At 64.2% G+C, this 13,770-nt stretch carries 12 protein-coding genes; 11 read left to right on the top strand and 1 reads right to left on the bottom strand.

The window, feature by feature from the left end:
- Positions 1 to 50: 50 nt before the first annotated feature.
- From RDV55_RS05135 to RDV55_RS05150, 4 genes are read left to right on the top strand one after another with little or no spacing between them, the layout of a single operon-like run.
- Positions 51 to 1,577 carry a sugar ABC transporter ATP-binding protein gene (locus RDV55_RS05135; RefSeq protein WP_111823309.1) on the top strand — a complete coding sequence of 509 codons (1,527 nt, stop codon included), beginning with the start codon at positions 51 to 53 and terminating at the stop codon, positions 1,575 to 1,577.
- Positions 1,577 to 2,578 carry an ABC transporter permease gene (locus tag RDV55_RS05140; protein ID WP_111823310.1) on the top strand — a complete coding sequence of 334 codons (1,002 nt, stop codon included), beginning with the start codon at positions 1,577 to 1,579 and terminating at the stop codon, positions 2,576 to 2,578. The genes RDV55_RS05135 and RDV55_RS05140 overlap by 1 nt, the downstream gene beginning before the upstream one ends.
- A gap of 9 nt (positions 2,579 to 2,587) precedes the next feature.
- Positions 2,588 to 3,634, top strand: coding sequence for an ABC transporter permease (locus tag RDV55_RS05145; RefSeq protein WP_111823311.1), 1,047 nt, complete (start codon positions 2,588 to 2,590; stop codon positions 3,632 to 3,634).
- Complete coding sequence (locus tag RDV55_RS05150) at positions 3,621 to 4,184, top strand: RpiB/LacA/LacB family sugar-phosphate isomerase (protein WP_111823312.1); 564 nt, start codon at positions 3,621 to 3,623, stop codon at positions 4,182 to 4,184. Before RDV55_RS05145 ends, RDV55_RS05150 begins: the two co-directional genes overlap by 14 nt.
- A gap of 45 nt (positions 4,185 to 4,229) precedes the next feature.
- Here the strand turns inward: RDV55_RS05150 and RDV55_RS05155 are convergent, their stop codons facing one another.
- Positions 4,230 to 5,339 carry a LacI family DNA-binding transcriptional regulator gene (locus RDV55_RS05155; protein ID WP_111823313.1) on the bottom strand — a complete coding sequence of 370 codons (1,110 nt, stop codon included), beginning with the start codon at positions 5,337 to 5,339 and terminating at the stop codon, positions 4,230 to 4,232.
- Positions 5,340 to 5,518: 179 nt separating this feature from the next.
- On the opposite strand from RDV55_RS05155, the gene RDV55_RS05160 reads away from it, so the two are divergent.
- The 7 genes from RDV55_RS05160 (at position 5,519) to RDV55_RS05190 (ending at position 13,710) form a co-directional block, all read left to right on the top strand.
- Positions 5,519 to 7,033, top strand: a complete 1,515-nt coding sequence (locus tag RDV55_RS05160; protein WP_111823314.1) for a sugar ABC transporter ATP-binding protein — start codon at positions 5,519 to 5,521, stop codon at positions 7,031 to 7,033.
- A complete protein-coding gene (locus RDV55_RS05165) occupies positions 7,030 to 8,112 on the top strand; it encodes an ABC transporter permease (protein ID WP_245907658.1) in 1,083 nt (360 codons plus the stop codon). The genes RDV55_RS05160 and RDV55_RS05165 overlap by 4 nt, the downstream gene beginning before the upstream one ends.
- Positions 8,112 to 9,164: an ABC transporter permease gene (locus RDV55_RS05170; RefSeq protein ID WP_111823315.1), complete on the top strand. Its 1,053-nt coding sequence runs from the start codon at positions 8,112 to 8,114 to the stop codon at positions 9,162 to 9,164. The genes RDV55_RS05165 and RDV55_RS05170 overlap by 1 nt, the downstream gene beginning before the upstream one ends.
- A 76-nt stretch (positions 9,165 to 9,240) precedes the next feature.
- A complete protein-coding gene (rhaS, locus tag RDV55_RS05175) occupies positions 9,241 to 10,299 on the top strand; it encodes a rhamnose ABC transporter substrate-binding protein (protein WP_243390495.1) in 1,059 nt (352 codons plus the stop codon).
- A gap of 160 nt (positions 10,300 to 10,459) precedes the next feature.
- Positions 10,460 to 10,825 carry an L-rhamnose mutarotase gene (locus tag RDV55_RS05180; protein ID WP_111823316.1) on the top strand — a complete coding sequence of 122 codons (366 nt, stop codon included), beginning with the start codon at positions 10,460 to 10,462 and terminating at the stop codon, positions 10,823 to 10,825.
- Between the two features lie 75 nt (positions 10,826 to 10,900).
- Positions 10,901 to 12,082, top strand: a complete 1,182-nt coding sequence (rhaI, locus tag RDV55_RS05185) for an L-rhamnose isomerase (protein WP_111823317.1) — start codon at positions 10,901 to 10,903, stop codon at positions 12,080 to 12,082.
- A complete protein-coding gene (locus tag RDV55_RS05190) occupies positions 12,079 to 13,710 on the top strand; it encodes a rhamnulokinase (RefSeq protein ID WP_111823318.1) in 1,632 nt (543 codons plus the stop codon). Before rhaI ends, RDV55_RS05190 begins: the two co-directional genes overlap by 4 nt.
- Positions 13,711 to 13,770: the final 60 nt, after the last annotated feature.

Here is a 13,770-nt window from a genome sequence, read left to right on the forward strand (position 1 = left end):
CGGGCGCGAGGGGCCAAAGGGGCGCAGATGCGGATCGGAAAGGACACCACATGGACACCCCAGTGCTGGCGGTACGACACGTCAGTAAATCCTTCGCCGGCGTGCGCGCCCTGGTTGACATCGACCTGGAGATCGCGCCCGGAGAAATCCACTGCCTGGCCGGCGAAAACGGCTCGGGCAAATCCACCCTCATCAAGGTCATCTCCGGCGTCCACACGCCGGAAGAAGGAAGCGTCGCCATCGCGGGACGCGAGTACACGCACCTGACCCCCTCCGCCGCCATCGACGCGGGCGTGCGCGTCATCTACCAGGACTTCTCCGTCTTCCCCAACCTGTCCGTCATGGAGAACATCGCGCTCGGCAGCGAGGTCGCCGCCGGCCGCGCCCTGGTCAACCGCTCGCGCATGCGCAAGGTTGCCGCCGAAGCGATCGCGAAGATCGGCTTCACCGTCGACCTCGACGAGCTCGTCGGCAACCTCTCCGTCGCAGACAAGCAGCTCGTCGCCATCAGCCGCGCGCTCATGGGTGACGCCAAGCTCATCATCATGGACGAGCCCACCACCGCCCTGACGAAGAAGGAAGTGCGCGCCCTCTTCGACATCGTCGCCGACCTGCAATCCCGCGGCATCGCGATCCTCTTCGTCTCCCACAAGCTCGAGGAAGTCTTCGAGATCGCCCAGCGCTTCACCATCCTGAGAAGCGGACACAAGGTCATCACCTGCCCCAAGGAAGACCTCGACCGCGCCAGCTTCGCCCGCCACATGACCGGACGCGACTTCGACGAGGCCCCCTACCGCACCGGCCTCATCGACGCCGACCCCGTCCTCGAGGTCCGCGAAGCCACAGTCGCCGGTGCCTTCGAGAATGCATCCCTGAGCGTGCGCCCCGGGGAGATCCTCGGCATCACGGGCCTGCTGGGTTCGGGGCGCACCGAGCTGGCCCTCTCGCTCTTCGGAATGCTGCCGCTCGACTCCGGGACCGTCAGCGTCGCAGGCAAGGACGTCACCTTGCGGGGCGTGCGCGACGCCATCAAGGCCGGCATCGCCTACGTTCCCGAGGATCGCCTCACCGAGGGGCTCTTCCTGTCGCGCTCCATCGGCGACAACATCACGATCTCGGAGATGGACGCATTCACGCACTACCTCGGCTTCATCGACAAGGAAGCCATCCGTGCCGAAGAGAAACGGTGGGTCGAGCGCCTCGGCGTTCTCACCCCCGACCCAGATAACGCCGTCAACACCCTGTCCGGCGGCAACCAGCAAAAGGTCGTCCTAGCCAAGTGGCTCGCCACCAACCCCTCCGTGCTCATCCTCAACGGGCCCACCGTCGGAGTCGATATCGGAAGTAAGTTCACGATCCACTCCATCCTGCGCGAACTCGCCGCGCAGGGCATGGCCATCATCATCATCTCCGACGACATCGCCGAAGTACTCACCAACTGCTCGACGATCGCCATCATGCGCGCCGGACACCTCAGCGAGCCCATCAGCCCCGACACCCTCACCGAGGCCGAGCTGACCCGGCTCCTGTCCGAAGAAGGCACCCCGGCCTCGTTAACCGAAGGGGGAGAGAACTAATGCCCCGACTCACCACGAAAGTCCTGCGCGCCAACGAATTCTGGGTCTTCCTCGTCATCGTGGCGCTCACCCTCGTCATCCAGGTACGCTCTGGACAGTTCTACACGGCGAACAACCTCGTCGACCTGGCCGGTGCCATGGTCGTTCCCGGCCTCTTCGCCGTCGCCGCGCACCTGGTCCTCGTCTCCGGCGGCATCGACGTGTCATTCCCGGCGCTGGCCTCCCTCGCGGTCTACGTGACGACGAAGGTCCTCGTCGACAGCGGGTGGAACGGGTCCGTCATCGTGCCCTTCCTGATCGCGGCAGCCATCGGAGCACTCCTGGGTGCCTTCAACGGCATCTTCACGTCGAGGCTGACCGTCCCCACGCTCATCATCACCCTGGGCACAGCCAACGTCTTCAACGGCGTCATGCAGGGCGCCCTCAAATCCGTGCAGATCAACATGATCCCCGAATCCATGCGCTCCTTCGGATCAGCCTCCCTCTTCGTCGCCCGCAACGAAAGCTCCGGCCTCCAATCATCCATGCCGGTGTCCTTCCTCATCCTCGTCGCCGTCGTCGCAGTCGCCTTCTTCATCACCCGCTACACGATGTTCGGACGCTCCCTCTTCGCCATCGGCGGCGACGAGAGCGCGGCCGCCCGAGTCGGCTTCAAGGTGCGCGCCACCAAGTTCTGGCTCTACGTCATCGTCGGCATCATCGCCGCCCTGGCCGGCATGGTCCGCACCTGCTCCATGGGACAGATGCACCCCACCAACCTGCTCGGCATGGAAATGATGGTCATCGCGGCCGTCGTCCTGGGCGGCACCGCGATCACCGGCGGCAAGGGCTCCCTCACCGGCGTCATGCTCGGCACGCTGCTCATCGTCATCGTCCAAAACTCCATGATCCTCATGGGAATCCCGACGTTCTGGCAGGGCTTCGCCCTGGGCCTGCTCATCATCGTGGGAACCGGCGTCTCCGCGCTCCAGGTCATGCGCGCCCGCCGCACCGCACACTAGGAGGACCACATGTCAACGCTTCTCGCCTCCCCGCGCCTCGCTTTCCTCAAAAAGGACAGCTACATGACGCGACTGATCATCGTCTTCCTCCTCCTGCTCATCTTCTTCGCCGCCGTGCGCCCCGGCCCCTTCTTCGCCGTGCGCACCTGGCAGTCGATGGCCGTCCAATTCCCCGAATTCGGCCTCATGAGCCTGGGCGTCATGTTCACCATGTTCACCGCCGGCATCGACCTGTCCGTCGTCGCCATCGCCAACGTCACCTCGATCTGCGCGGCCCTCACGCTGCGCGCCACGCTCGCCGACGCCGTCACCCCCTCGTCCATGGGGCTCGCCGTCGCCATCGCCCTGGGAGTCGCCCTGGTGGTCGGGGTCGCGTGCGGCCTCATCAACGGCACGCTCGTCGCCGTCCTGAAGATCCCACCCATCCTCGCCACCCTCGGCACCCTCGAACTCTTCGGCGGCGTCGCCCTCATCCTCACCCAGGGCAAGCCCGTCTCCGGAGTACCAGCCGCCTTCGGCGCCGCGTTCACCGGGAAGGTGATCGGCCTCGTGCCCATCCCCCTCGTCGTGTTCCTCGTGTGCGCCCTCGTCGCCGGACTCATCGTCGCCTTCACGGGCTTCGGCACCACGATCCTCATGCTCGGCACCAACGACGCGGCGGCGCGATTCTCCGGCCTGAAAGTCAAGAGCCTGCTGATCCGCACCTACGTGCTCTCCGGCGTCATGGCCGCCATGGCTGGCATCGTCATGCTCGCGAACTATAACTCCGCGAAAGCCGACTACGGCGCCTCCTACACGCTGCTCACAGTCCTCATCGTCGTCCTCGGCGGCGTCAACCCCAACGGAGGCACGGGGCGCCTCTCCGGCGTCCTCCTGTCCATCCTCATGCTCCAGGTCCTCTCCTCGGGCCTGAACATGTTCCCCAGCATCTCCAACTTCTACAGGCCGCTCATCTGGGGAGGCGTCCTCCTGCTCGTTATCTGCATGAACGAGGGCGTCTTCTCCTTCACCAAACTGCGCAGAATCACGAAAGGACACTCCCATGCTGACAGTTAAAGACAAGCACGTCGTCGTCGGCGCCGACTTCGCCGGGCACCCCCTCAAGGAAGCCGTCAAGGCCCACCTGGAGGAGAGGGGCTGGACGGTCACCGACCTGACGCCCGACGCCGAGACCGCGCCCATGTACCACCGCGTCGGCTTCATGCTCGGCGCGCAGATCGCCGAAGGCAAGTTCGAGCGGGCCCTCGCGTTCTGCGGTACCGGCATGGGTATCCACATCGCCGCCTCCAAGTGCCCCCACGTGCACGCGGCCGTGTGCGAATCAGTGCCCGCCGCGCGGCGCTGCGCGGCCGCCAACAACGCGAACCTGCTCGCCATGGGCGCCTTCTACGTCGCCCCGCGCACCGCGATGGCCATGGCCGACGCCTTCCTCGAGTCCTCCCTAGGCTCCGGGTACGAGGACTGGGACGGTTTCTACGAGTACCACCGCATCGGCTACGACGAATGCGAAAACTTCGACTACGAGGCCTACAGGGCCAACGGCTTCGAGGTCGTCAACCCGGGAAGCGCGGTGCTGGCCGAGCAGCCGAAGGGGCTTGCGTACTGACGCGGCGGGTGTGGCCCCCTACCGACAGGCGGGGGGCCACGCGCCTTAGCGCGTCGGATGAGCCGTCGACTCTCGGATCGTGAGCACCGGATTGAAGGTGAGGTGCCGTGCCGGCGTATCGGTGCCGGACAGAAGAAGCTCGGCAGCTGCCGTGCCCAGTTCGTCCATGGGCTGGCGAATCGTTGTCAGCGGCACAGGCATCTGCGCGGCCAAGGGGATGTCATCGAAACCGATGACGGAGACGTCGGTGGGGATGGTCCAGCCACTGACTCGCAGATACGACATCACCCCCATTGCCAGGAGGTCGTTCGCACAGAAAATGGCTGTCGGAGCTGTCCCGTCGGTCGCTTGCAATGCCTGTGAGACGCTGTTTTCAGCGGCGCAGTGCCCTGCCTGGGCGGTGTACGCCGTGGCATTGAGGACTGTGAGCCGGACATTGTCAGCACCGGTGAGCTGCTGCCAGTGCGCGAGGGCGTCCTCAACGCCCGCAAGGCGTTGAGCCGATTGGCGCATGTCGGCGGGGCCGTTGAGAAAGCAGATGCGACGGTGCCCCAGTGCCAGCAGGTGTTCAATGGCTAGCGCCGCCCCCGCCCGGTCGTCAATGGACACCGAAGGTATCCCCTCGGGTGCGTTGGCGGCATCGAAGAGCACGACCGGAGTTCCTTCCGCAGCCAGGCGCGTTGCGGCCTCGTGTGTGCAGTCCGCCGGGGTGAGGAGCACTCCGCGTACTGCCTGCCTTCCCAGCGCCTCTAGCAGCTCGCGCTCCTCCTGCACGGAGGCGTGCGTGGAAGACAGCGTCATGATGTAGCCCTCGCGCGATAGCACGCGCTCCATGGCAGCAGCAGCCTCCATGAAGAACGGGTTCGTCAGGTCGAAGACCGCCACACCTACGAGCGGCGAGGTCCCCCGCCGCAGGGCCTGTGCGGTTGGATTGGGCTTGTAGCCGAGCTGTGCAATCGCTGCCTCGACGCGCTCACGCACGTCGGGGCGCACGCTGTCGCGCCGGTTAATGACGTTAGACACGGAGCCGACGCTCACGCCCGCAAGAGCGGCGACGTCTTTGACGCCGGGGGCTTTGCGGGGTACTGAGGGGGACGAGGCAGTGGTTGCGTCCTGGGGACTCGTGCCCTCTGGGGTGCGGCGGGGCGGCGTCATGGTAGCTCTTTCGGGAACTCGAGTGATGAAACGTTCATATTGTGGCACCTCCGAGTAGGTTTCCGCTTCAATTTTCCAGGCAAGTTCAAGGCTTCCCTATAGAGTTGACATGCATATTGTCGTGTGGCACACTTTCTATCTATCTGAATCGTTTCATTCCTCGACGAAGAGGTGACCACATGACACGAGAAGCTGAAAGGCCAGTTGTCTCGCTCCAGCATGCCGTGAAGAAGTTCGGCTCCTTCACCGCGATGTCTGATGGGCGCATCGAGCTGTATCCGCACCGCATTCACGCCCTGGCCGGCGAAAACGGTGCGGGTAAGTCGACGCTCGTGAAGGTGCTCGCCGGCATTCACCAGCCAAACTCCGGAGAGTTTTTCGTTGATGGCCAGCCGGTGCGCTTCAAGACCCCCGCGGAATCGAAGGCCGCCGGAATCTCCGTGATCTACCAGGAGCCCACGCTGTTCCCCGACCTGACGGTCGCCGAGAACATCTACGTGGGCCGACAGCCCAGGGGACGCCTTGGCCTCATCGATCACGCGGCCATGAAGCGCGACGCCCAAGAGCTCTTCGACCGCCTCGAAGTGCCGATCGACCCCTCGCAGTTGGCTGACGGACTGTCGATCGCGGATCAGCAGATCATCGAAATCGCTAAGGCGATCTCGCTGGACGCCAAGGTTCTCATCATGGATGAACCGACGGCCGCTCTGTCGGGGCACGAAGTCGACCGTCTCTTCTCCGTGGCGCGCTCACTGCGCGACAAGGGAGCCTCCCTCATGTTCATCTCGCACAGGATGGAAGAAATCTTCGACCTGTGCGACGACGTGACGATCATGCGCGACGGCGCCTACGTGTCGACCCGTGACCTGGAGGGAACCACGAAGGCTCAGCTCGTGCGAGACATGGTCGGCCGCGACGTCGATCAGCTCTTCCCCAAGCTGGATGCGCAGATCGGCGATCCGGTCCTGAGAGTCGAAGGACTCACCCGCTACGGAGCCTTCAAAGACGTGAGCTTCGAGGTCCGCAGCGGAGAAATCCTTGGACTGGCAGGCCTCGTCGGCGCTGGCCGCTCCGAGGTCGTGCGAACGATCATGGGCATCGACAAAGCGGACGGCGGCACAGTGACCGCCTTCGGCAAGTCCCTGAAGCTCGGTGACACGGTGGGAGCAATCCGAGCCGGCCTCGCCTTCGTCCCCGAAGACAGGCGCAAGCAAGGTCTCGTCATGGACCTGTCCGTCGCCCGCAACACGGCCCTCACGCTGCGCAGCAAACTCGCTCGCTGCGGACTCATCAACTCGCGGACTGAGCGAGCGGTCGCACGGGAATGGTCCACAAACCTCGAAGTGAAGACGGCCACCCAGGACACCCCCGTGTCCGCGCTGTCGGGTGGCAACCAGCAGAAGGTCGTCTTGGCGAAATGGCTCGCCACCGATCCCAAGATCCTCATCGTTGATGAGCCGACCCGCGGCATCGATGTGGGAACCAAGTCTGAGGTGCACCGACTGATCTCCACCCTCGCCACCAGGGGAGTCGCCGTCATCATGATCTCCTCGGAACTACCCGAGGTGCTCGGCATGGCAGATCGCGTCCTCGTCATGTGCGAAGGCCGTATCACCGGCGAATTCACCAGAGAAGAAGCCACAGCTGACTCCATTATGACGGCGGCAACCGACCACGAAAAGGCCGCATCATGACCACGACCCTGACTCCTCCCTCCCGCATCCACGGATCCGCGCCGGTGAGCCGAGAGCCAGCCAGCTCCTCGTCTGTGACCAAGGTGCACCCCGCATCGAAGCTGAGCTCTCTCCTGTCCATGCGAGAGCTCCCGGTGATCGCGGCCCTCATTGCCCTGGTCCTGTTGACGTGGGTGATGAACCCGCGCTTCCTCTCCGCCCAGGGAGTGCGCGACCTCTTCCTCAACGCGACGATCGCCATGCTGATGGCCGCCGGACAGTCCCTCATCATTCAATCCGAAGGCGTCGACCTCTCAGTCGGTTCCATCCTCGGGTGCACGGCCTTCGCCACGGGCTTCCTGTTCGCGGCTAACCCCGGACTGCCCATTGTCGTCGTCTTCATCGCAGGAATCGTTCTGGGGGCACTGCTCGGAGCGCTCAATGGACTGCTCGTCACGCAGGCGAGAGTCCCCGCAATGGTCATTACCCTGGGCACTCTCTACGTTTTCCGAGGAGGACTGAACTGGTGGGCAGGATCCACCCAGTACTTCGCCGGTGACCGCCCCCAGGCCTTCGGTGACCTGGGTGTCGCGACGATCGGTGGCTTCCCGCTGCTCACTCTTCTGGCGGTCATCGTTATCGTGATCGTCTCGCTCTACCAGCGCTACGCCCGATCCGGACGCGACCTCTACGCGATCGGCTCCGACCGTACAGCCGCAGCCGTCTACGGTATCCCCGTAGCCAAGCGCGTTTTTATGGCCTTCGTCGTCAACGGCGCGCTTGTTGGACTCGGTGGCGTCCTCTACGCCTCCCGCTTTAACTCTGTCGGTGCAACGACGGGCGCAGGCATGGAACTTGACATCGTTGCCGCGTGCGTCGTCGGCGGCGTTGCAATGACCGGCGGTGTTGGAACCGCCTACGGAGCCGCCATCGGTGCGCTCCTCCTGACCACCATGACGTCCGCGCTTACAGCTGTCGGCGTCGACAAATTCTGGCAAAAGGCCGTCGTTGGTGCGCTCATCCTCATCGCGATCGTCGTTGACCGAGTCAGCTCAATGCGCCGCCACGAGGCGCTGCGCAAGAAGGGAGTGGATCGCTGATGAGCACCGCGACTCAGACCTCGTCACGTAACCTCATGGCTTCGATTCGACGCGTGTTCTCCTCGCGAGACTCGCACATGACCCTCATCCTCATCCTCGCCATTGCAGTCGCGACCATCCTCATCCCGAGGTTCACCCAGCCTCGCACGCTCACGTTCCTCACCCTGGACGTGACGGCGACGCTCCTCATGGCCCTGCCCATGACCCTCGTCATGATCAACGCCGACATCGACCTGTCCGTCGCCTCGACCGCCGGCCTTGTCAGCGCATCCTTCGGAGTTCTCGTCCAGTCGGGCGTCGGATTCCGGGCGAGCATCGCGATCTGCCTCCTCATCGGCCTGGTGTGCGGCCTCGTCAATGCATTCATGACCGCCTATGTGGGACTGCCGGCGCTCGCGGTCACGATCGGTACGCTCGCGCTGTATCGAGGCCTCGCCCTCGTCGTCATCGGCGACCAGTCGATCTCCGACTTCCCGGAGTGGGCAACCTCCGCGGTCACCGGATCGTTTGGGTCCACGGGCATCCCCTACATGGCAATCCCCGTCATCCTGTTCGTCATTCTCTTCTGGCTCCTGCTGCACAAGACCCCGTACGGTCGAGGCGTCTTCGCGCTCGGCTACTCAAAGCAGGCCGCGGAATTCGTCGGTATCAACACCAAGCGTTCCCGCGTCATCGCCCTGACTCTGTCGGGGCTCATGGCAGCACTGGCAGGCATCTACTGGACGCTGCGTTACTCCGCGGCGAAGGCCGACAACGTCGAGGGCCTCGAGCTCGTCGTCATCGCCGCCGTTGTCTTCGGTGGGGTCAGCGTCTTCGGCGGCCGAGGCTCGATCTGGGGCAGTGTGTGCGGTGTCCTGACGATCGGTGTTCTCAACTACGCGCTGCGCCTCAACCGAATTCCCGAAGTCATCCTGGTTCTGGTCACGGGCTTGCTCCTGATCGGTTCCGTCGTCGCGCCATCGCTGGTGGATGCCGTCCGCCAACGTCTGGCACATCGAGCTGATGCGCGTACCCCTCGCGTCAGCGTCGCACCGGGCGCGGCGAGCGCCTAACAATCCCACAACGAGGGGCACCACGCCCCCGCAACAGGGCGCGTGCGCCCGAAAGGAAAAGACAACGATGTCTCACATGAAGAAAGGTGTGGCCGCTCTCGGCGCACTCACGCTGGCCTCGGCCCTCCTGATGTCCGCCTGCGGCGGTGGAACGTCGACGCAGGGCAGTGAGTCCAGCTCCGGCGGCGATGCCTCCGGTTCGTACGATGTTTCATCCCAGTCGATCACGTTCATCCCCAAGCAGCTGAACAACCCCTTCTCCGACGTCATGCTCGGCGGCGGCAAGAACGCTGCGGGTGAGATCGGCTTCGCCGAGGTCAACGTCGTTGGCCCGCTCGAGGCGTCCTCCTCCTCGCAGGTCTCCTTCATCAACTCCGAGGTGCAGGCGGGCACGAATGTCCTCGTGATCGCCGCGAATGACCCCGATGCCGTGTGCCCGGCGCTTCAGGATGCACGTAAGGCTGGTACAAAGGTCGTCACCTTCGACTCCGACAGCGCGGCCGATTGCCGAGACCTGTTCATCAACCAGGTTGAGTCCAAGCAGGTTGCGATCACCATGCTCGACATGGTCTCCGACCAGATCGGCGGTTCCGGTAAGGTAGCCATCCTCTCTGCGACGGCAAACGCCGCCAACCAGAACGCGTGGATCAAGTTCATGGAGGATGAGATCGCTTCGAACGACAAGTACAAGGGCATTGAGATCGTCGCGAAGGTCTATGGCGACGACGATGACACGAAGTCGTTCCAGGAGGCACAGGGCCTGCTCCAGGCTCACCCCGACCTCAACGCGATCGTCTCGCCGACCACCGTCGGCATCGCCGCCACAGCGCGCTACCTGTCAACCTCCGACTACAAGGGCAAGGTCGTTCTGACCGGCCTGGGCCTGCCCAACGAAATGCGTTCCTTCGTGAAGGATGGGACCGTCAAGGAGTTCGCCCTGTGGGATCCCGCCCAGCTCGGATACGTGGCCGCGTACGCGGGTGCGGCGCTCGATAGTGGCGCAATTAAGGGCGAGGTAGGGGAGAAGTTCACTGCCGGAAACCTCGGTGAGCGCACAATCGGCGAGAACAAGACCGTCGTCGTCGGTGACCCCGTGCGCTTCAATGCGGATAACATCGACAAGTACGACTTCTGACGTCGTCTCCGACGGGGTTGGTGGGCGCACTCGTTGTGCCCACCAACCCCGCCTTCATGCCGTGAATCGCCTGTCATGTGTAGCACCCTGCTTGCTAAATGAAACGATTCACATTAAAATAGACACAACCAATTCCCGTTCAATGATGAAGGGATTTCCCATGAGTGATACCCCACCACTGGCCCACACGCTCGCCACGACGAGCCAGGCTAGCCCCCACCGAGCCTGCTTCCTCCTGCGCGTGCGCCCCGAGAAACTCGCCGAATACGCCGACGTGCACCAGCGTGTCTGGGACGAGATGCGCCAGGCTCTCAGTGACGCCGGGTGGCGACACTACTCGCTCTTCCTCGATCCGGACACCGGCCTCGTCGTCGGCTACTACGAGGCGGACGATGCTCGCGCGGCGGCCGCAGCTATGGAAGACCGCGAGGTCAATACGCGCTGGCAAGCCGAAATGGCCCAGTACTTCCAACCGGACGGGGGCGGCAGTGCCCACTTCCTCAGCCAATACTTCTACCTCGCCTAATCGCCCACCGAGGCAGTGTCCCAAAGGGACACCCCGGCCTCGTCAATCCACACCCCACACGTCGAAGGAGACGTCATGACCATCCACCTGTCCGACCTGCCTGAAAGTGCTCGCACCCTCCTGCGCGAACAGACGATTGAGCTCCCGAGCTGGGCCTTCGGTAACTCCGGAACCCGCTTCAAGGTATTCCCGAGCCCCGGCACCCCGCGCAACGCCTACGAAAAGATCGATGACGCGGCACAGGTCCACCGGTTCACGGGCATCACCCCGCGGGTGTCGCTACATATCCCGTGGGATGTGGTCGATGACTTCTCCGACCTGGCGGAGCACGCGCGCTCGCAGGGCATCACGCTGGGCACCATCAACTCGAACGTCTTCCAGGACGACGACTACAAGTTCGGCTCGCTGACGAACTCCGACGAGGCAGTGCGGCGCAAGGCCATCGACGCGCACCTGCGCTGCATCGAGGTCATGCACGCCACCGGTTCTGACACACTCAAGATCTGGCTGGGCGACGGAACGAACTATCCAGGACAGGACTCGATCGCTGCGCGGCAGGAAAAGCTCGCTGACTCGCTGTCCGTTATCTACGAGAATCTGGCTCCACACCAGCGTCTGCTCCTTGAGTACAAGTTCTTTGAACCCGCCTTCTACCACACTGATGTTCCGGACTGGGGCACGGCCCTGGCGCACGTGTTGGCCCTGGGCGACCGAGCCGTCGTCTGCCTGGACACCGGCCACCACGCGCCCGGTACCAACATCGAATTCATCGTGGTTCAGCTGCTGCGCGCCGGCCGCCTCGGAGCTTTCGACTTCAACTCGCGGTTCTACGCCGACGATGACCTGATCGTGGGATCCGCAGATCCCTTCCAGCTCTTCCGCATCATGCACGAGATTGTCTCCTTCGGCGCCCTCGCGCCCACCTCCGGCGTGAACTTCATGCTCGACCAGTGCCACAACCTCGAAGAAAAGATCCCCGGAGAAATCCTGTCCGCGATGAACGTCCAGGAGGCAACCGCGAAGGCACTCCTTGTCGACCGTGCCGCTCTGGCGAAGGCGCAGGCCGAGCACGACGTGCTGACTGCCAACCAGGTACTCATGGACGCTTTCTCCTCTGATGTGCGCCCGCTCCTGGGCGAGCTGCGCGAAGAGCAGGGCCTCGACCCCAACCCGCTTGCGGCCTACGCCGCCTCGGGCTACTTCGAGCGCATCAGCGCGGAGCGAGTGGGTGGTCAGCAGGCCTCCTGGGGCGCATGATGACGACCGTTGTCGCTATCGACCTGGGGGCCTCCTCGGGGCGCGTCCTACGGGGCGTGTTCGACGGCGAACGTCTCGCCATCGAGGAGTGCTCCCGCTTCCCGAACGGGCCGGTCGCCGTTCCTGGGCCTCATCATTCCGACGCTTCTCAATCGGGGGGCGAGGCCCAGGTGGCCTACGAGTGGGACATCCTCGCGCTGTGGCGAGGCATCCTCGAGGGCCTGCGCGAGGCCAGCCTGCGCGGTGCCGTGGACGCTATCGGAATCGACACGTGGGCTGTGGACTACGGGCTGCTGGACGAGGGCGGCCGACTGATCGGTAACCCTGCGTCCTACCGTTCCGCGCGCTGTGGCGTTGGCGCGTCCGAGGTGCTCGACCGATGGGATTCCTCCTGGCTCTATGAGCACAACGGATTACAATTCCAGCCTTTCAATACGCTGTTCCAGCGTGTAGCCGACCGGGGGGAGCGGCGCGCGGACTGCGCGCGCACGGCGCTCCTGATTCCCGACCTGCTGGCGTACTGGCTCACGGGAGAAGCGCGAAGCGAGCTGACGAACGCGTCGACGACAGGCCTCGTCAATGCCACGGAGCGCGACTGGGATCCCGAGATCCTTAATCGGCTGCGCGACGACTTCGGGGTGGAGCACCTCTTCCCGCCGATCATTGAGCCGGGGGAGATTGTCGGTGAAGCGCGCGTTGAGGGTCTTGATCTGCACACCTCGACGGGCGAGCCCACCCCTGTCGTCGCCGTTGGGTCGCACGACACCGCCTCCGCGGTTGCGGGTGTGCCCGCCCAGACCGGGTCGTTCGCGTACATCTCGAGTGGGACCTGGTCGCTCGTCGGTACCGAGCTCAGTACCCCCGTGCTCTCCGAGGAAGCTTGGGCGGCCAATTTTACGAACGAGCTGGGTGTCGATGGCACGGTCCGTTTCCTCGCCAACATCATGGGTATGTGGGTGCAGCAGGAATGCCTGAGCGAGTGGGCATCCCTTGGGGATAACGCGTCGGGCGCTGGAGGTCGGGTCGACTGGCCGCTCCTCGACGCGCAGACTGAGGCAGCCCAGCCCGTACGCTACCTGCTCGACATGTCCTCACCTGAGCTGATGGCTCCGGGAGGCATGGTAGAGCGAGTGCGTTCACTGTGGATCCCGGGCCCAGGCGTCTCTTCGTCCCCTTCTGTGGATGACGGATCGTCTTCCGCGGACGAGGCAGGGGTGCGCGTTGGTGATCCGAAGGCCTCGGGTGTCGATCCTAGTGAGCGGGCAACCGTGCTGCGGGCGATCACGGACTCGTTGGCGCTGGCATACCGCAGGGCGATCCGACGGACATGTGAGCTGAGCGGTACCCTCCCTGAAGCGATTCACCTCGTGGGGGGCGGCTCAAAGAATTGTCTGCTGGCGCAGGAGACCGCAGATGCGACAGGAATCCCGGTCATTGCGGGACCCGTTGAGGCCACGGCCCTCGGGAACATGCTCATCTCCCTGCGGGCTATCGGCGTGGCCAGCGGAACGCTGATGGACCTTCGTGCCATTTCGCGGGCGTCGTCGGCGCTCGTGACCTACGAGCCGCGCGCTTCTCATGCGCACCTCTGGGATCAGGCCGATGCCCTCCTCGATGCTCGGTCGTAGCTGACGTGTGCTGACGTGGGCCGCGACTCGACTAGTTCGAGCCGCGGCCCACTCGTATCT

This window comes from Schaalia odontolytica (assembly GCF_031191545.1).
Classification (GTDB): domain Bacteria; phylum Actinomycetota; class Actinomycetes; order Actinomycetales; family Actinomycetaceae; genus Pauljensenia; species Pauljensenia odontolytica.